Below are 18,808 nucleotides of genomic sequence, written 5' to 3'. Positions count from 1 at the left end.
CGGTGGATGCGCGCCTGGACCGCCGCCACGGCCGGCGTCGGCACCCCGTGCAGGCGGCCCAGCAGCACGATCTCGCCGTCGAGGTAGTCGGTCTCGGGGACGGTCGCGCGGACCAGGCTCTGGCGCGTCGAGTTGCCGGCCCGCGACCGGCCGGGTACGTCGGCGACCCGGAAGCCGTTCGGGGACGGCGTGGCGGGCACGATCCCGGCTGCCGCGTAGACCGCCCGGGCCTCGTCCTTGAGCCGGGCCAGGGCGGCGTCGCGCAACCGGCTCGGCGGGTAGAGGGCGTCAAGGGTGTTGACCAGGTTGCCGAGCAGCTTGTGTGCCTTGTGGCCGACGATGTCCGTGACCACGTGCACGGCGAACCCGCCGCGGCGCAGATCCGCGGCGATCGGCTCGATGGCGGGGTCGTCCCCGCCGGGGTAACGCCCGAGCCACAGCACGGCCGGCACCGGGTCGGCGTGGTTGACCACCTCGCCGGGCACCACGAAGGTCGCGGGGATCCACACCACCCCGCCGATCACCCGGGCGAACGAGCGCAGCGCGATCCGTTCGTTGGCGAGCCCGTTCTGCAGGGTGACGACGGGCAGGTCGGTGGCGGCGAGGCCGGTGCCGCCGTCGGAGCGTTTGACCGGCTGCCAGGCCCACTGGCGTACGGCACTCTCGGTGTCGGTGCTCTTGGTCGCGAACACCAGGACGTCGCCGGACGTGAGGCCGACCTCGTCGGGGCCAGCGGCGACCGGGATGCGCAGCCGATGTTCGCCGTCCGGCCGCAGGTAGGTCAGGCCGTGCTCGCGCAGCGCCGTGAGCTGCGCGCCCCGGGCGATCAGCAGTGTCTCCACTCCGGCCCGGTGCAGCTCGGCCGCGATCGACGCGCCGACCGCTCCGGCGCCGACCACCACGTAGCGGCTCATCACAGTGCCTCTTTACCTATGTAGCGAATAGGAGATCCCTTGATCAGCATGGCGGGTGACGGGTGCGATGTCCAACGCCGGATGCCGATCGTCATCGAACACAACTTCTTGTCAGTCGGTTGTCAGTGGTCCGCGGCAGCGGACCGATCCTCGACATTCTCGCGCTTCGCCGCCTCGTGGCGGTGGGCGGCTATGGCTCCGGGACGTGTGCGGCGGCGATGGGTGACCGCACGCCCCAGCCGAGCGACCGGTACAGGTCGCGGCCTTCCGTGGTGGCGACCAGCACGCCGGTGTGCACGCCGTGGCGGGCGGCGCGGGTGGCGAGAGCTGTCATGACGGTGCTGCCGAGGCCGCGCCGACGGTACGCGGGTGCGGTCTCGACCTGGTCGACGATGCCGTAGCCGTTCCAGGCGGCCAGGCGTCCCGTCGCGGCCGTGGTCCCGGCGGGGTCGAGGACGGCGGCCACGGTTACCCCGGCCGAGGCGGTGACCCGCAGGGTGTACGGCTCGGCCGCGCGGTTGACGGGGGCGTCCGCCAGCGAGGTGGTCATCAGGAAACCGGTGTCGGCCATGGTCCACGCCGGCCCGAGCGTGGCGCGCAGCCGCGCCGGCTCGGTGGCGGCTTTGATCCACGTGCCGGGTTTCGCCCGGTGCCGCCCGAGTTCGGTGAGCAGGCCTTCGTCGTGGCCGTACGCCACGTAGCGGACCCGGTGGCCCGGCAGGCCGACTTCGAGGCGTGCCGCGCCGGCCATGGCTTGCGGCGGGGGCACACCGCGGGAGAGGGCCCAGCCGTACGTCCACGCCGTAACGACGCCGGCCAGATCAACGTGGGTGTCGTCCGGCATCGTGGCCTGGTCGGTCATCTCTCCTCCGCAACAGCAGCCGTCGGCGGCGGCTCAACCCGGACCATACTTTCGTAGTTGCACATCTGTTGCAATAGTGCGTCAAGGGGCGTCGAGCAGAGCTGCCTGATTCGTGAGCGCAGTGAGGCGCTGGCCCGCGCCGAATGCGACGTACTCGGGTATCGAAGCCGCACTGTGACGGGGATGTGGCCGTAATCTTGGTTCGCGGCTGCCGCTATGGGTTATCGGTAAGGCAGGGAATGCGGGTTGCTGATCTGTGCAGGCGTTTCGGTTCTCGGAGGCGGTTGTGGATCTGCAGTTGTCGGCTCGGGTCGGCAGGGCTTGCGCTGTGGTGAGGGTTGGCGGTCAGCTGGACATGGACACCGCTGCTGAACTCGACGGCTTTCTTCAGCAGGTCGCTGACGGTGGCGCGCTGCGGGTGGTCCTGGATTTCGCCGACGTGTCGTTCCTGGATTCCAGTGGCCTCGGCGTGCTGATGGTGTGGTTCAAGGAGCTGCGCGCCAGGGACGGCCGGTTGTGCGTCGCTGCGGTACAGAAGATGGTCGCGTACGTGCTGCAGGTGTCAGCGGTGGACCGGGTGCTCGACGTGTACGACACGGTGGAGGCGGCCGAGGCGGGCATGCCGCCGGTCGCCTGACTGCCGTAACACAGGTCAGCGGCCGTCGGCTGAGGTGGCGGCGGAGATGTCGGCGCCCGCGTTGGCGCGGCGTGGCCGGTCGTGGAAGCCGTGCCAGTCGATGATCAGGAGCGTGGCGTCGTCCTGCAGGGCGGGGCCGGCCACGGCGAGGACCCCGTCGGCCAGGGCGCGGGCGGCCTCGCGGGGGTGCAGGGCGGTGAGCGAACGGAGCCGGGCCGGGAGGTCGAGGGCAGCGGCTCGGCGTTCCCGCATGCCGTCGGTGACGATCACCAGACGATCGCGCGGGCGCAGCGTGACCTGACCGGCGTTGAACGGTGTTTCAGGGAACATGCCCAGTGCGAAGTTGCGCGGCAGCCGCAGTTCCTGCGGGTCGCCGTCACGGATCAGGATCGGCGGCACGTGTCCGGCATTGATCAGATCGCACGTCCCGCTGCCCAGGTCCAGGCGTCCGAGGATCGCGGTGATGAAGGCGCCGCGGGCGGGGGCGTGCTGAGCGATCGCGGCACCGGCCCGGTCGGCCTGCTCGGTCAGGCTGTGCCCGGCCCGGCGGGAGTTGCGCAGACTTCCCACGCCGAGGGTGGCGATCAGTGCGCTCGTCACGCCGTGACCCATGGCGTCGGTGATGCTGAAGTGCAGGGTGTCCCGGGCCAGGCTGTAGTCGAAGGTGTCCCCGCCGATGTCCGCCGCCGGCTCCAGCCAGCCGGACACGGTGAACGAGCCGCCCTCGCAGGTGAAGGCCGCGGGCAGTAACCGGCGCTGGATCTCCGCGGAAAGGCTGAACGGCGTGGTCCGCTGACCCCACTCGAACAGGTCGGTGTGCCGGCGGTTGGCGATCACCACGAACGCCAGCGCATGCGCGGTCCGGGCGATCTCCGCGATCGACTGCGGGGCCGGCTCGGTGTCGAGGCCGATCTCCAGCAGGCCGATCGCCTCACCGCGTTCGGTGACCGGCGCCAGGACCGTCCATCCCGTGTCGTCGCGCACCACCTGCACCGCCTGGGTCCGTAACGCCTCTTCGTGAGGACCGCCGTCGAAGGGCAGCAGGGTCGCGACATCCGTGCCGGCGCGGCGGCCGTCCACCGCCGTTGCGAGGGGGGCGTGCGTCAGCCGTACCAGGTCCCGGCCGCTGAGGTCGGCGATCAGGAAGGAGACTGTGCGGGCGTGCAGTGCCGTCCCGAGCTCCCGGGTGACGGCCTCGACGGCTTGCACCGGAGTGGCGTCCTCCGCAGCCGCAAGCATCCCGGACAGCGCCGCCTCGACCGACGGATCCATGACCGCAGCATACTCACCGCGCACCGCACACCCGGTCACCGTGCCGAGGCAGGCCGCAAACCCCTCGGAGGAGGCGCCCGACGCCGGTGGTGCCGGCCGGGAATGAGGCAGCGGAATTGGGGGATTCACGTGACCGGAACCGGGTCGCCGATGGACGCGGCCGCATCATCAGGGCGCCCGGTGGAGGAGTCGACGCCCGTGTCCCCATCGATGACGTGCCGGGTCGAATCGCGGGACGGCCTGACCGTCGTCACGGTGAACGGTACGGTCGACGCACGCTCCGGTCCCGCCCTGCATCGCACCCTCAGCCAGTGTCTGACACGGGACCCCGGCGCCGTAGTGGTCGACCTGTCCGGGGCCATCGTGACGGACCCGCAGGCAGCCGGAACACTCGCCACGATCCTCGACGAGGCACAATTCTGGCTCGGCACACCGGTACTGCTCTGCACGCCGGAGGCGGCCACCGCCGACGTGATCGTGGCGGTAGCCGCAGAGCCGCCACCGCTGTATCCCACCGTCGCTGATGCGCTGTCCGCGCTGACCCAGTACGGCGGCCCTGTCAGCGAACTCCTGCTCCCGATCTCGGGTGCCGCCCGCCGGGCTCGGGACGTCGTCACCGAGGCATGCGTGCGATGGAACATCCCGCATCTGATCGCCCCCGCCACCCTCGTCGCGAGCGAACTGGTCTCCAACGCGGTGATGCACGCCCGCACCATGATGACGTTGCAGGTGACGTTGCGCCCCCGGTACCTGTGTGTGGCCGTGAACGACGGCTCCTGCGCCGAACCAATCCCCCGCGGCGAACACCACGCGGACGCCACGGGGGGACGAGGCCTGCACCTGGTCGACATGGCCGCCGACCGATGGGGTTGTCAGCAGCACCAGGACGGCAAGGTGGTCTGGGCCCGCATCGCGCGCTCGCCCACGGATCCCACCTGAGCGATCCACCAGCCACTGCCGCGCGCCGCGCCGGGGGCGGACCGCGCGACTAGGCGGCCTCGATCAGCCGCTCGGCTCGTACCTGTTCCAGGACTGACACCGCCATCCGCCGGCCCCAGCCGCCGCTCACATGATCGCGCAGAACCGCCTGCGGGTGAGTCCGGAGCCGGTCGGCGATGGCGTCGATGCGCTCGCCGATCTCCTCTTCCACGGCTTGCCGATCGATCATCACGCCGTGGTGGGACATCGTCGCGACGAACTCCTCCACCAGGTGAGCGAGTGTGGTTCCAGCTGGCACCGATGTCTCCTCGGTCTCGTCGTCAACCGCCCGGGTCCGTCCTGCGGGGGCGGCCGTCCGACTAACTCACCGCGGGCCGAAAAGTCACGCTTGCGTGTTTCGTCAGCGAGCCACGGATTCGCGGACTTCGTCGGCGTCGCGGCCGACCGCGGCGGCACCGTTGGCGAGGTCGGGATCGGTGGCGGGTTGCGGTACGCACAACAGCAGCGACTGGGGCCGGACGGTGACGATCAGATCCTTGCCGGGGTCGATCAGGTCGCCGTCGAGTTGGCGGGGCTGGGCGCGTCGGCTGTGGATGTGCACGCGCGTGGCGGTGTAGGTCTCCATGCGCGGCACCTGGTGTTTACGGCGCAGCACCGCCCAGCCGAGGGCGGCCCAGTGGCGCAGAGTCCGAGGGCTGAGGATGGCGACGTCGAGCAGTCCGTCGTCGGGCTGGGCGTCGGTGAGCAGCCGCATGCCGCCCTGCAGCCGGCCGACGTTGCCGACGATGACGGTGCGCGGCCGGCGGGTGAAGGACGGCTTGTCGTCGAGGGTGATGCGCAGGTGCATCGGGCGATCACGCAGGTGCTGGACGGCGCCGGCGGCGTACGCGAGCCAGCCGATGTGCTTCTTGGCGGTGTCGTTTGTGGCATCCAGCATGTGGGCGTCGAAGCCCATGCCGGCCATCACCGCGAAGTTCTGCTCACCGACCGCGCCGACGTCGATGCGCCGGCGTCCGCCTTGCAGAACCACTTCGAGCCCGGTGGCGAGGTCGCCGGAGAGCCCGAGGTTGGCGGCCAGCAGGTTGCCGGTGCCGGCGGGCAGCACGGCCAGGGCGACGTCGGTGCCGGCCAGGGCGGTCACGCAGGCCATCACGGTGCCGTCACCGCCGCAGGCGAAGACCAGTTCGGCGCCGTCACGCACGGCTTGGCCGGCTTGACCAGCGCCGGGGTCGTCCACGGTGGTTTCCAGCCACATCGGCTCCGGCCAGCCCTCAGCGGTCAGGGCGTCGGTGACGGTGCGACGCAGTTCGTCGAGGTCGGGCACCTTCACCGGATTGACGACGACGGCTGATCGCAGGGGGCCTGGGGTGGTCGTGACGTCCACGGGAGTCCTTCGCAGTGGGGGGAAGCGACCAGGCGCCACCGGCGCTGTTGACCACCAGGCAACGATTCGTTGCCGTCAATGAGAAGATGCCCGCGAAGAAATTTCTCAAACAGGACGTATGTCACTCGGCCCGGTCGCCGGCGGAGTGGCTCCAGCGGCGACCGGGCGAGCGCGGGTAACGACTCGTCACCTTGGTGGAAGCCGGTCCCAGAAGGCGGCCAAGGTGGCCGCGCCGGAGAGCAGCACGTCGATCGAGACCCGTTCGTTGCTGTCGTGCCAGTGGTCTTCGGGCAGGCCGGTGCCGAAGTACACCACCGGCGCGCCGACCCTCTCGGTGAGCCACACCGCCGGGCCGCCACCGGCGTTGCCCATCCGGCCGGCGGGACGCCCGAAACCCTCCTGCATGGCCTCCGCCAGCGCGGCGACGGCGGGCAGGTCCTCCGGTGTCCGGTACGGATCCTGCGCCGTCTCCGGGGACACGCTGACCTGGTGCTCGAACCGGTCGCTGACGTTGTCGGCGACCCACTGCCGCAGCTGCTCGGCGATCTCGGCGCCGGTCTGGTCGCAGACGTACCGGATGCTCAGATCGGCGGTGGCGACCGACGGCACCGCTGCCCGCGACGGCCCGATCGGGTCACCGGCGATGACGCTTGTCACCTCGATGGCCGGGCGCGTCCACAGGCGTTCCAGCACCGTGTACCCGGCCTCGCCGCCCACGCTGCGGGTCTTGGACCGTTCCAGCCAGTCGGCGTCGCTGTACGGCAGCGCCGCCAACTCCTCGCGGAACCGCTGCGACGGCTCCACCACACTGTCGTAGAAACCGGGCATGGTGATCCGCCCCTTGTCGTCGTGCAGCTGCGCGAGCAGCCGGCTCAGCTCCAGGACCGGGTTGGGTGCCGGCCCGGACACCGCTCCGCTGTGCACGTCCTGCAGCGGCCCGAGGATCTCGAGCTTCGCCAGCATGGTGCCGCGCATGCTCACGCACACCGCCGGATGGTCCGCACGCCACAGCAGCGTGTCGGAGAAGACGATCAGATCGGCGCCGACCTGGTCGCGGTTGTCCTCCAGCAGCTGCCGCAGATGCGCCGACCCGGTCTCCTCCTCGCCCTCCACCAGCACCTTCAGATTCACCGCGGGGTGCTTGCGGCCGGTGGCGGCCAGGTGGGCCCGGACAGCCCACACGTGGGCCAGAGCCTGCCCTTTGGCGTCGGACGCGCCACGGCCGTAGAGGTACCCGTCACGGACCTTCGGCTCGAACGGCGCGGTCTCGTCCCACTCCTCGTCCTTCGCTGCCCGGACGTCGTGATGGCTGTAGATGAAAACCGTGGGAGCGTCCGGTTCCGCGCACCATTCGGCGTACACCGCCGGACCGTCCTCGGTCTCCCACAGCTCCACCGACGGGAAGCCGGTCTCCCGCAACGCCCCCGCCAGCCAGTTCGCCGACCGCCGCAGATCGACCAGATGCTCCGGCACTCCGCCGATCGACGGGATGCCCACCCACTCCGCCAGCTCGGCGACCATGGCATCCCGATGCTTGTCCAGATAATCCCGCACACTCGTGTTCACTGGTGAACCCCTTGTCCGCCCCGCCGGGGCCACTGCGCCTGCAGGCCGACGATCGCCTGCCGTCCGGAGCCGGGCTACCCGCGAACAGGGTCGCTATTCCTGTCCGGATCCGGCCAGTGCCGCGACTGCGCGGTGCTAGCGGCCTGCTCTCCAGGCCTGAACAGCCGGTGCTTTGGGCGGCACGGCGGCATCGCGTACCCCTAAGTTGCGGTATTAAACCGAAATGTCCCTTGCTGATCCCCGCTGAATGGCAGCGTGACCTGAGGGGAGGTGCTCACCCCCCTCCACAGCTGGTCGGTGAGGCGGAAACATGACGATGGCACCGGCGGCTGATGTGCACGGGCCGGTCCGGCGGACCGTGGCTTTCGTTGCTGCGACAGCCTTGCTGCTCGGATCCGCGCGCTCCGGGGCGACCGCGGTCACCGTTTGGGTGGTGTTCGCGGTCTTCATCAGCGTGGCGACGATCTGGATCCGCGGGCAGTACGCCGACAGCCTCGACGGCTGCCAATGGGTGGTCCCCCTCCGGGCGGGCGTGGCGGTCGCCCTGCTGACGTTCCTCCTCGTCGTGCTCCTGGTGGTGCTTCCCACCAAGGCCTGGTTCGGCGACAGCTTCCTCGGCGTCAGCGGCGCGGTTCTGCTGTACCTGCTGATCGGTTCCCTGCTCACCTATGTCCGGCAGTGCGAGTGCGTCTCGGTGGGTCGGTGGCGGATGCGGTTGCCGACGGGCCGCCTCGGTGTCTGGCTGACCGGCGGCGGTGTCCTGGTGGTGGTCGCGGGCGCCTGGCTGCTCGGCTCCGACGTCCCGGTCCTGCTCGGCACGGTGACTCTCGCGTTCGGTGGGCTTCTACTGCTGCCGGTCGGGTTGGCCCTCTCCGCCGAAGGTGCGCTTCGCGCGCTGTGCAAGCGCGACAAAGCCGGCGCTGTGCTGTGGAAACTCGGTGCGGGCGGCCTCGTGCTCTTCGCCGGTGCCACCTACTGTGCCGTCGACGTGAGCGCGTCGCGGTGGCTGACGGTCGTCCTCGTGGTGCTCGGGTTGCTCGTCTTCGCGCTGGTGTCGACGACGCAGGCGGACGTCGTCGCGGCGCTCGCGGTCGTCGCGTTGATGGGCGTGACCCCGTCGCAGGAGTCGAAGGAGAACACTCCCGATCCGACCGGCGGTAAGCGGGTGCTTGTCGCTCTCGGCGACTCGTACATGTCGGGGGAGGGGGCGTCGGTCTACTACGACGGCACGGACAACGGCGGTGTCAACGAGTGCCGCCGGGCGCCGACGGCGTGGGCGGTCATGGCGGCTCGTACCATTCCGGCCTTCGACGGGATCCAATTCCTGGCCTGTTCCGGCGCCCGTACCAGGCACGTCATGATGGAGAAGCCTCCATCAAGCACCGCTCTGGTGGAGAAGGTCCGGATCGGGATGAGCGAGAAACCGGGCAGACAGTATGTGTCCGAGGAACACACGCAGCTCGACGCCTACCGCACCGCCAAAGGCTTCAAGCCGGCGATGGTGGTCCTGAGCATCGGCGGCAACGACGCGGGCTTCTCCTCGATCGGGCAGATGTGCCTTGCACCCGGGGAATGCCAGACCAGGAAGAAGCTCTGGAACGACACAGTTCCCCAATTGCGCAATCAGCTGCGGGCGACCTATTTCGAGATCAGTACGATGTTCCCTGACACTCCCGTCGTGGTGATCCCGTACCCCGACCCCATCCGGCCGAGGGGAAAGGACTGCACCAACGTCGGGCTCTCCGCCGGCGAGCAGACATTCATCCGCGAGTACGTCACCCGCACGTTGAACGCGGTGATCCGGGACACCGCCCGCGAATACGCCTTCCACTACCTCGATGACATGCAGGATGCGCTCGCCAATTCCCGGCTGCAACTCTGTGACGAGATCAACGGCAGCCGGCCCGGCATCAACTTCATCGGCCTGCGATCGGTGCACGGCTTCGCCCACCACCGCTTCAACCCGGCCAAGTGGGTGCACGGCAGTCTGCACCCGAACGAACGCGGTCATGCCGCGATGCTGAAGGTCTTCCAATCCTGGCTCGCGGACCAGCCGCACCCGATCAGCCCTCGGACGTCGGCCGAGGTGCGGGTACGGTCGCACACCGTACGGGAACTGGCCGAACTCGCGCAGTTCAGCGAGGCCGAAGCCAAATTGAAGGCCAAAGCGGAAAGCCCGCCGTGCGACCTCCTCGCCGCCACCGAGCACAGCTGCCGCCGGCAGGCGCAGACGTGGGCCTACCGGCAGATCGGCGACCGGCTGGTGAAAGACGGTCTCTGCCTGTGGATCGCGGCCGCCGCCGGCGGCGCCTGGTGTGCCGGAGTCGCGTTCTTCGGCTGGCGCCGCCGGGCCTGGGCCAGTGAGTGCGGTTGATCGCGGCAGGACGCCGGCGGGTCGGCGGCGTCGCCTCTGGCAGACTTGCCGAAGCCGAGGCAGGGGAGAGGCGTACGGTGACCGAGCCGGACACACCCGAGAGGCGCAAGAAATCCGCGGCCGTGCCGCTCGAGGCCGGTCCCGGTCCTGCTCGTGGTGCCCTGGACCAGCAGCGCATCATCGAGGCGGCGGTGCGCTACATCGATGAGCACGGCCTGCGCATGCTCACCATGCAACGGCTCGGCGCCTACCTCGGAGTGGAGGGCATGGCCCTCTACCGGCACGTGCCCGGCCGGGAGGCCCTGCTCGACGGGGTGGTCGAGGCGGTCGTCGACGAGTTGTTCGCCGACCCGGACGTGCACCTGCAGGCGCACGCCGGCTGGGTGGACTACCTGCAGCGCCTCGCGCACGGGTTGCGTCGCATCGCGCTAGCCCATCCGGAAGTCTTTCCGCTGGTGGCGACACGTCCACCCGCGGCGCCGTGGGTCAGGCCCCCGCTGCGGAGTCTGCGGTGGATCGAGTCGCTGCTCGAAGTGATGATCGAGGCCGGCTTCTCGGACGAGAACGCCGCCGCTGTCTACCGGGCGTTCAGCAGCTTCCTGCTCGGCTATCTGCTCCTGGAGGTCTCCGCGCACGGCGTGGAGACGGGGCCGGTCGAGGAACCCGACGTCGCGCCGCTGGAAGATCTCTCCGCCTACCCGCTCCTGCAACGCCTGGAGCCGCACCTGTCGGTCGACGTGGCGGCACAGGACTTCGAGGAGGCCCTGGAGGCCCTGCTCGACCGGGTCGCGCTGCTGCTGCCCCGCCGGCGACGCCCGCCACGGCTGACCCAGGAGAAGTGACGCGAATCAGCGGCGAGGGGAAAACCTTCCGCGCGCTGTTTATCGCGTAAACACCGGGGCACGTTCCGAGGGTCGGAGCACGGTGCCGCTGACGATCGAGCGATTTCCCCGCTCGTTTTCGCGGCGGGCGCCGTCTCCTTTGTGGACGAAAAGAATCTCCCCTCGGAAAGGATCCATCGTGCTCACACAAAACGATCTCAACCGGCTCAACGGCGCCGATGTGTACGGTTCCGACGGTGACAAGATCGGCTCTGTCGGTCAGGTCTACCTCGACACCGACACCGGCAACCCCGAGTGGGTGGCGGTCAAGACCGGCCTGTTCGGCACCAAGGAGACGTTCATCCCGCTGCAGCGGGCCAGCGTCTCGGACGACCGGATCACGGTCGCCTACGACAAGGCGACGGTCAAGGACGCTCCGCGGATCGAACCGGACGGCGACCTGAGCTACACCGAGGAGAACGAGCTCTACACCTACTACCAGGTGACCTCTCCCGGCGCCGAGTCGGGCAGCGCCGTGTCGGGCGGCACGAGCCACGGCACCACCGACGCCGGCCGCGGCACCGCCGACACCGGCCGCACCCGGCAGGACGGCCAGCACCGCGCCGGGACAACCGCCGGCGACGACGCCATGACGCGGTCGGAGGAGCGCCTGGTCGCCGACACCCGTAACGAGCAGACCGGCAAGGCCCGGCTGCGCAAGTACGTCGTCACCGAGCAGCAGCAGGTCCGGGTGCCGGTGGAGCGCGAAGAGGTGCGCCTGGAGCGCGAGCCGATCACCGACGCGAACCGCGGCGACGCCTTCGCCGGTCCCGCCATCACCGAGTCCGAGCACGAGGTGACCCTGCACGCCGATCGGCCCGTGGTCGAGACCGAGGCGGTGCCGGTCGAGCGTGTCCGGCTGGGCAAGGAGACCGTCCGCGACGAGGAGACGGTCAGCGGCGAGGTCCGCAAGGAGCAGATCGAGTTCGACGGTCCCGAGGGCCGGCGCTGACCTGCCGCTTCATCCACCCGGTGCCGCGCCGTCGTGCGGTGCGGCACCGGTATCGGCTTCGCCGAACACGCCGGTATCGGCTTCGCCGGACACATCGGTATCGGCTTCGTCGAACATCCTGAATCGGCTTCGCCGAACAGCAGACCTGTGGAGGCGACATGAACCCGACAGAGCCCCACGTGCCCCACACGGCGACCGGCGGCGACGACGCGATGACCCGGTCCGAGCAGCGCCTGGTCGCCGGCACCGAAGTGTACGAGGTCGGCCGGGCACGGCTGCGCAAACACGTGGTGACCGAGAACGTGCAGATCACCGTGCAGGTCCGCCGCGAGGAGCTGCGACTGGAGCGCGAGCCGATCGCCGAGGGCGAGCGAGCGCCGGTGGCTGATCCCGATGTCTTCGGCTCCGCCGAGGAGTTCGGTGGTCCCGACGGTGGCGTGATCTTCGAGGTCGTCCTGCACGAGGAACGTCCCGTCGTCACCAGCGAGATCGTGCCGGTGGAGCGGGTCCGGCTGAGCAAGCAGGTGCAGACCGAGCAGCACCTCCTCACCGGCGACGTGCTCAAGGAGCGCATCGAGGTCGACGTGCCCGGCCGGCCGCCGACCACGATCGGCTGACCAGCCATACCCGAAGGCCGCGGCGATGCGTCGCCGCGGCCTTTCTGCGATCCCGTACGGAACGATTTTTCAGTGTTCGCGCTCCGGCAGGCCGGGGGCTATGTCGCCTTGCGGGCGTACTTGGCGCGGAACTTCTCGACCCGCCCGGCGGTGTCGAGCAGACGCTGCTTGCCGGTCCAGAACGGGTGGCTGGCCGAGGAGATCTCGACGTCGAGCACCGGGTAGGTGTTGCCGTCCTCCCATGCGACGGTTTTGTCGCTGGTGGCGGTGGAGCGGGTGAGGAAGGCGAAGCCGGCGCTGCGGTCGCGGTAGACGACGGCCCGGTACTCGGGGTGGATTCCTGGTTTCACGGTTGGTTCTCCTCGGTGGTGATCTCGTCGGTCAGGGGGAAGCATCCGGCGAACGGGTCGGGCAGGGTGCGCCAGCCGGCGGGGCCGTCGGCCAGTTCGGCGTCGGTGAGAAGGCAGGAGCGCAACAGTCCGGTGACAGCGGTGGGATCCAGGTGCAGGCCGATCAGGGCGAGCACGGTGCGCCGGTCGCCGTAGTAGGGGTCCCAGTCCAGATCGGCGGCGAGGCGTCGCTCGTCGCTGGTCTCCATCCAGCGTTCGACCGGCAGGGCGGCCAGCCAATAGCCGAGGCTGCCCAGCTCCAGGGTGCCGCCGGCGAACTCGAACGCGAGCGCGGTGTCCGGCTGGCTGGCGATCCAGAGTTGGCCGCGTCCGCGCAGCGCCTCGCCGGTCAGTTCCTCGAGGGCGTCGTGCAGCCGTTCGGGGTGGAACGGCCGCCGGGTCTCGAACAGGACGGAGCTGACGCCGGCGGTGTCCGGGTCGTGCACGGCGATCGGGCGGCCTTCCAGCGCCAGGCCGAGCATGCCGGGCCGGTGCGGGTCGTGGCGGCCGGTGCGCAGCACGAGCGCGGCGAGTTCGGTGCCGTCGATGGCGTCGGTCGTGCGCGCGCCGCGCCCGGTCGTGGCTGCCGGCAAGCTGCCGAGCGGGACGGGGAAAGCCCAGGGCGCGAGGCGGTGGACGAGGATGCCGGCCCGGTCGAGCTCGTGGCTGTCGGTGCCGGGCCGGCTCCACAGGACGACGGTGTCGCTGAACTCGATCTGGTGCACGACCACCCCGGCGACCGTGCGGTGATCGTCGTCGGCGGCGTGCAGATCCCGGTCCCGCAGGTCGTCATCGCCGGCCAGGTCGTCGAGGAGGGTGCCGGTGTCGACCACGGTGACGTACGAGTCGAACCGGACGCTGTCGGTGACCGGCGCCCCGTCGACCAGGCAGTGCGAGCAGGCGGCCGCGACCGCCTCGGGCTCCACCGCGGGCGGCAGGACGAGCAGCAGGTCGCACTCCGGGCGGGTGCGGGCGAGGCGGACCAGGGTGGGCAGGACGTCCTCGCGCAGGGTGCACGACACGCAGCCGTGGACGAGCTCGACGACGCGTTGCTCGACCACTTCGGAGGCGGAACGCACGGTGCGCCCGACGAGGCCGTCGCGGATGCCGGTGAGGTCGTGGCTGACTGCCAGCAGCCTCTCGTCGGCGATCAGCAGGGCCCGGCTGACCTCGTCGACGGCACTGCGGGAGAAGCCGGACAGCACGGTGACAGCCGATCGCCGGTCGACCGGGAGGGGCAGGGCGGAGGTGGTCGTGTCGGTGCTCACCCCCTGAATCTAGATGGAAACGGTTTTCATTGTAAAGTGACGGCCATGTCCAACGTCTGTGACGTGACCGGCGCCAAGCCGAGCTTCGGCAACGCCGTGTCACACTCCCACCGCCGCACCCGCCGCCGCTGGAATCCCAACGTCCAGCGGCGTCGCTTCCGCCTCGCCGACGGCACCACGGTGCGACTGAACGTCAGCACCACCGGCATCAAGATCATCGACCGGGACGGCATCGACTCCGTCGTGCTCCGCCTGCGCGCCAAGGGGGTCAAGATCTGATGGCCAGGAGCACCGACGTCCGCCCGGTCATCAAGCTGCGCAGCACCGCCGGCACCGGCTACACCTATGTCACCCGCAAGAACCGCCGCACCAACCCCGACCGGCTGGTCCTGCGCAAGTACGACCCGGTGGTGCGCCACCACGTCGACTTCCGGGAGGACCGCTGATGGCGCGCCGCAGCCTCACCGAGCGCGAGAAGCGCCGTGCCGAGCTCTCCGCACGCCATTTCGACCGTCGCACCGAGTTGAAGAAGCAGGTGCTCGACCCGGACACGCGGGCCGACGCGCTGCGCGCCTTGGCCAGGCTCCCGCGCGACTCCAGCCCGTCGCGCCGCCGCAGCCGGGACATGATCGACGGCCGGCCGCGCGGCGTCCTCAGCCACTTCGGGCTGTCCCGCGTGCGGTTCCGGGAGATGGCCCGGCGCGGTGAGCTGCCGGGAATCCGCAAGGCCTCCTGGTGACCGCCCCGCTCCACCTGCTGGTTACCGCCCGCTCGACCTGCTGGTTACCGCCCCGCTCGACCTGCTGGTGACGGCCCGCTTGACCTGACCCGCCCCGCGCCGGCTCGCGGCAGCCTCCGAAGCGAGCGAGCCGGCGTCCGGGGCCTGCGGCGAACACCGATCGTCACAGCCGTGACCGCGGCCGCCGGCCGGATCTCCCGCGCTGGTGGGGAACGGGCCGAGGAACACCGTGAGTCCGGAAAGGGGCGCGGCGAGCCGTCAGCCGGCGGCGGTCAGATATTCCAGCACGAGGTCACCGATCATGGTCCGGTAGTGGTCCCGGCGGGCGGGGTCGAGCATGTCCCGCTGGAAGATGGCGTTGAAGGTGTACCGGTTGGCGGTCCGGAAGACGCAGAACGCGCTGATCATCATGTGGACGTCGATCGGGTCGACGTCGTCGCGGAACCGGCCGGCCGCACGACCGCGTACGAGGATCCGGGTCAGCGCGTCCAGCGCCGGGTTGGCCAGGCCGGCCAGGATCTCGGACCGCACGAGATGCCGGGCACGGTGGATGTTCTCGATGCTGACCAGCCGGATGAACTCCGGATGCGACTCGTGGTGGTCGAACGTGAGAGCGGTGAGCTGCCGGATCGCCTCGGCCGGGTCGAGGTGTTCGACGTCGACCTGTTGTTCGAGGGCGCGGATCCCGGTGTAGGCCTGCTCGAGCGCCGAGACGTACAGGCGCTCCTTGCCGCCGAAGTAGTAATAGATCATCCGCTTGGTGGTGCGGGTCTTCGCCGCGATCTCGTCCACCCGGGCGCCGGCGAAGCCCTTGTCGGCGAACTCGCGGGTCGCGACGGCGAGGATCTCTGCCCGGGTCCGCTCGGCGTCGCGCGCGGCGGGTGCCGCTGCCGGCGAGTCCGGGGTCTGCGTGGCCACGTGGCCTCCTTCGATCGAAGATTCGCCTGGGTCGAGGGTTCGCGGCCCTTCCTCCTCCGGCGCTCGGCGCGTATAACTAACTAACTAGTACATACATTGCCGCCGATGGCAACGCCTGTGGTGCGGGGCCGTCGGCGGCGTACACCTTCCGTCGTCCCGTCGGCGCATCGCTGAGCCCGGCCTCGCAGCCGGGCGCAGCCATCGAGGAAGGCAGTGCACCATGCTCATCGCTGATCATGATGCTGCTCGACGGCGGGCCGTCACACCGTCCGCCGCACCACACCTGACGATCGCCACCGCCTGCCTGTCCGGAACGCTGGAGGACAAGCTCGCGGCCGCCGCGGCAGCCGGCTTCCACGGGGTCGAGATCTTCGAGAGTGACCTCATCGCGTCGGCGTGGTCACCGGCGCGGGTCGGCCAGGAATGCGTACGCCGTGGCCTGAGCATCGACCTCTACCAGCCGTTCCGCGACTTCGAGGCGGTCGCCCCGGACACGTTCCGGGCGAACCTGCGCCGCGCGGACCACAAACTCGGCATCCTGGAACAACTCGGTGCCGCCACGATGCTCGTCGCGTCGTCGGAGTCGGCCGAGGCAGTCGACGACGACGAACTCGCCGCCGAGCAGTTGCGGGAGCTGGCCGAGCGGGCCGCCGCCCGCGGGCTGCGCATCGCGTACGAGCCACTGGTCTGGGGCCGTTTCGTGAACACGTACGCCCACGCGTGGCGGATCGTGCGCCGCGCCGACCACCCCGCCCTCGGCCTGTGCCTGGACAGTTTCCACGTGCTGTCCCGGGGCGACGACCCGGCCGGGATCCGGGTGGTGCCCGGCGCGAAGGTGTTCCACCTGCAACTGGCCGACGCACCCCGGTTGAAGATGGACACCGTGGAGTGGAGCCGGCACCACCGGCTCTTTCCCGGCCTGGGTTCGTTCGACCTGACCGGCTTCGTGAGTCACGTACTGGCCACCGGCTATGCCGGCCCGCTCTCGCTCGAGGTGTTCAACGACGTCTACCGCCAGGCCGACCCCCGGCACGCCGCCATCGACGGGATGCGTTCGCTGCTCGCCCTGCAGGAGTCGGTGAGCGCCGGCGGCCCACCCGTCGCGCGGCGGCGGCTGCGGGCACCGGGTCTGCCCCCGGCACCGCGTCTCGGCGGTCACATGTTCACCGAGCTGGCGGTCGACGAGGTGTCCGGCCCGGTCGTCGCCGGGACCCTGACCGCGCTCGGCTTCACCCGCACCGGGCAGCACCGCTCCAAGCCGGTGCAGTTGTGGCAGCAGGGCGACGCCCGGATCCTGCTCAACTTCGCGTCGCAGCGGACGGTGCCGCCGGGCACGGCGGCGATCTGCGCGCTCGGGCTGGAGAGCAGCGATCCCGCGAGCTCGGCCGAACGTGCCGACCGGCTGCTCGCCCCGGTCCTGCCCCGGGTGCGTCAACCGGAGGAGGCCGAGCTCAGTTCGGTTGCCGCCCCGGACGGGACGGCGGTCTTCTTCTGCCGCGCCGGCGCCGGCGGCAACGGCTGGCTGGCCGACTTCGAGACCACCGGCGGGGAGACACGCACCGAGGGTCTGGTGACCGGAACCGATCACATCGCGCTCACCGAGCCGGTGGACGACTTCGACCAGGTAGCGCTCTTCTACCGCACGGTGCTGGGCCTGCACGCCGGCCCGACCACGGAACTCGCCGCACCCTTCGGCCTGCTCCGCAGCCGGTCCGCCGTCGACACCTGGCGCACCGTGCGGATCACTCTCAACACGGCACCGCTGCGCCGCGGCTCCTGGGCGCCGGCGGTGCCGAGCCCGCAGCACATCGCGTTCGCCAGCGGTGACGTGATCGCCGCCGCCAAGGCCATGCGCGAGCTCGGCGCACCGGTGCTGCGCATCCCGCAGAACTATTACGACGACCTCGACGCCCGGCTCGCCCCGGAGCCGGAGCTGCTGGCGACGCTGCGCGAGCACTCCATCCTCTACGACTGCGACGAGGGCGGGGAGTACCTGCACTTCTACACCGAGATGCTGGGCTCGCGGCTCTTCTTCGAGGTGGTGCAGCGCATCGGCGACTACGCCGGCTACGGCGCGGCGAGCAGCGCACCGGTGCGGATGGCCGCGCACCGGCAACGCCGCCTGCGGCGACTCAGGGACACCCCCGAGCGGGCGTACGGTCGTGAGCACGACTACTCACTCGCGCACCTGACGGCGTTGAGCCTGTCCCCACCGGAACTGGTCGAGGCCGCCGCCGACGCCGGTTACCGGTACGTGGGCCTGCGTCTGACCCGGGTGACGCCGGTCGAGCCGCACTATCCGCTGGCCACCGATCCCGCGCTGATGCGCACGACGAAGGTGCGCCTGGCGGCCACCGGGGTCGAGGTGCTGGACATCGAACTGGCCAGGATCGGCCCCGACCAGGACCCGCGCGACTTCGAGCGTTTCCTGGAGGCGGGCGCGGAGCTCGGCGCGCGCCACGTCATCGTCCAGCTGCCCGACCCGGACCGCAACCGCAAGATCGACCGGTACGCGCAACTGTGCCAGCTGGCCCGTCCGCTCGGCCTCACCATGGATCTGGAGTTCCCCTCGTGGACCGAGACACCGGATCTCACCGAGGCGACCCGGGTTCTGCGGTCGGCGGATCAGCCCAACGCCGGCATCCTGATCGACCTGCTGCACTTCGCCCGCTCCGGCTCCAGCGTGGCCGATCTGCGGGAGCTGCCGGCCGAGTGGTTCCACTTCGCCCACGTCTGTGACGCGCCGCCGGGTGTGCCGCCCACCAGGGAGGAGCTCATCCACACGGCGCGGTTCGAGCGGCTCTACCCGGGCGACGGCGGCATCGACGTCGACGGGATCCTGGCCGCTCTGCCGCCCGGTGTCCCGTACGCCTTGGAGATCCCCCGGGCGCAGCTGGTGGCGCAGATCGGGGCGAAGGAGCATGCCCGGCTGGCGGTCGCGGCGGCGCGCCGCCGCCTCGACGGCGTGCCGGCGAGCGGCGAACCGGCCGATGCGGCGTGACCGGGCAAGCGGCGTCGCGCCATGACCGGGCCGGCCGTGATGCGCCGTGACGGGGCCGGCCGTGATGCGCCGTGACGGGGCCGGCCGCGATGCGC

General features: G+C 70.5%; 18 protein-coding genes and 1 pseudogene. 10 read left to right on the top strand and 9 right to left on the bottom strand.

Annotated elements, in window-relative coordinates:
• Positions 1 to 14: 14 nt before the first annotated feature.
• Together LPA41_RS12340 and LPA41_RS12335 are read right to left on the bottom strand one after the other, a co-directional pair.
• Positions 15 to 914: pseudogene (locus LPA41_RS12340) on the bottom strand (ketopantoate reductase family protein); the annotation flags it as partial.
• Positions 915 to 1,104: 190 nt separating this feature from the next.
• A complete protein-coding gene (locus LPA41_RS12335) occupies positions 1,105 to 1,776 on the bottom strand; it encodes a GNAT family N-acetyltransferase (protein WP_229070266.1) in 672 nt (223 codons plus the stop codon).
• Between the two features lie 286 nt (positions 1,777 to 2,062).
• On the opposite strand from LPA41_RS12335, the gene LPA41_RS12330 reads away from it, so the two are divergent.
• Positions 2,063 to 2,413 carry an STAS domain-containing protein gene (locus tag LPA41_RS12330; RefSeq protein WP_229070265.1) on the top strand — a complete coding sequence of 117 codons (351 nt, stop codon included), beginning with the start codon at positions 2,063 to 2,065 and terminating at the stop codon, positions 2,411 to 2,413.
• A gap of 15 nt (positions 2,414 to 2,428) precedes the next feature.
• Here LPA41_RS12330 and LPA41_RS12325 read toward each other — a convergent pair whose 3' ends face one another.
• Entirely contained in the window at positions 2,429 to 3,685 is a 1,257-nt protein-coding gene (locus LPA41_RS12325) for a PP2C family protein-serine/threonine phosphatase (RefSeq protein WP_229070264.1), read from the bottom strand.
• 198 nt (positions 3,686 to 3,883) lie between these two features.
• Between LPA41_RS12325 and LPA41_RS12320 the strand changes: the two genes are divergently transcribed.
• A complete protein-coding gene (locus tag LPA41_RS12320) occupies positions 3,884 to 4,624 on the top strand; it encodes an ATP-binding protein (protein ID WP_229070263.1) in 741 nt (246 codons plus the stop codon).
• A gap of 49 nt (positions 4,625 to 4,673) precedes the next feature.
• On the opposite strand, the gene LPA41_RS12315 is transcribed toward LPA41_RS12320, so the two are convergent.
• The 3 genes from LPA41_RS12315 to LPA41_RS12305 form a co-directional block, all read right to left on the bottom strand.
• Positions 4,674 to 4,892, bottom strand: a complete 219-nt coding sequence (locus LPA41_RS12315) for a hypothetical protein (protein ID WP_229070262.1) — start codon at positions 4,890 to 4,892, stop codon at positions 4,674 to 4,676.
• A gap of 132 nt (positions 4,893 to 5,024) precedes the next feature.
• Positions 5,025 to 6,008, bottom strand: a complete 984-nt coding sequence (locus LPA41_RS12310; protein WP_229070261.1) for a diacylglycerol kinase family protein — start codon at positions 6,006 to 6,008, stop codon at positions 5,025 to 5,027.
• A 186-nt stretch (positions 6,009 to 6,194) separates the two neighbouring features.
• Positions 6,195 to 7,574, bottom strand: coding sequence for a M20/M25/M40 family metallo-hydrolase (locus LPA41_RS12305; protein ID WP_229070260.1), 1,380 nt, complete (start codon positions 7,572 to 7,574; stop codon positions 6,195 to 6,197).
• Positions 7,575 to 7,884: 310 nt separating this feature from the next.
• On the opposite strand from LPA41_RS12305, the gene LPA41_RS12300 reads away from it, so the two are divergent.
• From LPA41_RS12300 to LPA41_RS12285, 4 genes are all read left to right on the top strand, one after another.
• Positions 7,885 to 9,948 carry an SGNH/GDSL hydrolase family protein gene (locus LPA41_RS12300; protein ID WP_229070259.1) on the top strand — a complete coding sequence of 688 codons (2,064 nt, stop codon included), beginning with the start codon at positions 7,885 to 7,887 and terminating at the stop codon, positions 9,946 to 9,948.
• 77 nt (positions 9,949 to 10,025) lie between these two features.
• On the top strand, positions 10,026 to 10,790 hold the full coding sequence (locus LPA41_RS12295) for a TetR/AcrR family transcriptional regulator (RefSeq protein ID WP_229070258.1): 765 nt from the start codon (positions 10,026 to 10,028) through the stop codon (positions 10,788 to 10,790).
• Between the two features lie 178 nt (positions 10,791 to 10,968).
• Positions 10,969 to 11,781 (top strand): DUF2382 domain-containing protein, encoded by an 813-nt coding sequence (locus LPA41_RS12290; protein WP_229070257.1) that lies wholly within the window; start codon positions 10,969 to 10,971, stop codon positions 11,779 to 11,781.
• Positions 11,782 to 11,939: 158 nt separating this feature from the next.
• A complete protein-coding gene (locus LPA41_RS12285; protein ID WP_229070256.1) occupies positions 11,940 to 12,398 on the top strand; it encodes a YsnF/AvaK domain-containing protein in 459 nt (152 codons plus the stop codon).
• A 98-nt stretch (positions 12,399 to 12,496) separates the two neighbouring features.
• Here LPA41_RS12285 and LPA41_RS12280 read toward each other — a convergent pair whose 3' ends face one another.
• Together LPA41_RS12280 and LPA41_RS12275 are read right to left on the bottom strand one after the other, a co-directional pair.
• Positions 12,497 to 12,748 carry a type B 50S ribosomal protein L31 gene (locus tag LPA41_RS12280; protein WP_229070255.1) on the bottom strand — a complete coding sequence of 84 codons (252 nt, stop codon included), beginning with the start codon at positions 12,746 to 12,748 and terminating at the stop codon, positions 12,497 to 12,499.
• Positions 12,745 to 14,055: a GTP-binding protein gene (locus LPA41_RS12275; RefSeq protein ID WP_229070254.1), complete on the bottom strand. Its 1,311-nt coding sequence runs from the start codon at positions 14,053 to 14,055 to the stop codon at positions 12,745 to 12,747. Before LPA41_RS12275 ends, LPA41_RS12280 begins: the two co-directional genes overlap by 4 nt.
• A gap of 45 nt (positions 14,056 to 14,100) precedes the next feature.
• Here LPA41_RS12275 and rpmB point away from each other — a divergent pair, with 45 nt between their 5' ends.
• The 3 genes from rpmB to rpsN are packed head-to-tail and all read left to right on the top strand — an operon-like array spanning position 14,101 to position 14,794.
• Entirely contained in the window at positions 14,101 to 14,334 is a 234-nt protein-coding gene (gene rpmB, locus LPA41_RS12270; protein ID WP_229070253.1) for a 50S ribosomal protein L28, read from the top strand.
• Positions 14,334 to 14,501, top strand: coding sequence for a 50S ribosomal protein L33 (gene rpmG / locus LPA41_RS12265; RefSeq protein ID WP_229070252.1), 168 nt, complete (start codon positions 14,334 to 14,336; stop codon positions 14,499 to 14,501). Before rpmB ends, rpmG begins: the two co-directional genes overlap by 1 nt.
• A complete protein-coding gene (rpsN, locus tag LPA41_RS12260) occupies positions 14,501 to 14,794 on the top strand; it encodes a 30S ribosomal protein S14 (RefSeq protein WP_229070251.1) in 294 nt (97 codons plus the stop codon). Before rpmG ends, rpsN begins: the two co-directional genes overlap by 1 nt.
• Before the next feature lie 258 nt (positions 14,795 to 15,052).
• On the opposite strand, the gene LPA41_RS12255 is transcribed toward rpsN, so the two are convergent.
• Entirely contained in the window at positions 15,053 to 15,712 is a 660-nt protein-coding gene (locus tag LPA41_RS12255; RefSeq protein WP_229070250.1) for a TetR/AcrR family transcriptional regulator, read from the bottom strand.
• 220 nt (positions 15,713 to 15,932) lie between these two features.
• Between LPA41_RS12255 and LPA41_RS12250 the strand changes: the two genes are divergently transcribed.
• The gene (locus LPA41_RS12250) at positions 15,933 to 18,713 is read left to right on the top strand and encodes a TIM barrel protein (protein ID WP_229070249.1); all 2,781 of its coding nucleotides are present in this window, start codon (positions 15,933 to 15,935) and stop codon (positions 18,711 to 18,713) included.
• Positions 18,714 to 18,808 lie beyond the last annotated feature (95 nt).

It is taken from the genome of Actinoplanes sp. DH11, assembly GCF_020873875.1.
In the GTDB taxonomy this organism is placed as follows: domain Bacteria; phylum Actinomycetota; class Actinomycetes; order Mycobacteriales; family Micromonosporaceae; genus Actinoplanes.
The sequence above is the reverse complement of the archived record's forward strand: the minus strand, read 5'-3'. Positions and strand labels throughout refer to the sequence as shown.

Bases quoted from the DNA above. Each gene is read 5' to 3' on its own strand.
- LPA41_RS12250 (WP_229070249.1), top strand. From the start codon at position 15,933: ATGCTCATCGCTGATCATGATGCTGCTCGACGGCGGGCCGTCACACCG.
- LPA41_RS12335 (WP_229070266.1), bottom strand. From the start codon at position 1,776: ATGACCGACCAGGCCACGATGCCGGACGACACCCACGTTGATCTGGCC.
- rpmG (WP_229070252.1), top strand. From the start codon at position 14,334: ATGGCCAGGAGCACCGACGTCCGCCCGGTCATCAAGCTGCGCAGCACC.
- LPA41_RS12285 (WP_229070256.1), top strand. From the start codon at position 11,940: ATGAACCCGACAGAGCCCCACGTGCCCCACACGGCGACCGGCGGCGAC.
- rpmB (WP_229070253.1), top strand. From the start codon at position 14,101: ATGTCCAACGTCTGTGACGTGACCGGCGCCAAGCCGAGCTTCGGCAAC.
- LPA41_RS12325 (WP_229070264.1), bottom strand. From the start codon at position 3,685: ATGGATCCGTCGGTCGAGGCGGCGCTGTCCGGGATGCTTGCGGCTGCG.
- rpsN (WP_229070251.1), top strand. From the start codon at position 14,501: ATGGCGCGCCGCAGCCTCACCGAGCGCGAGAAGCGCCGTGCCGAGCTC.
- LPA41_RS12300 (WP_229070259.1), top strand. From the start codon at position 7,885: ATGACGATGGCACCGGCGGCTGATGTGCACGGGCCGGTCCGGCGGACC.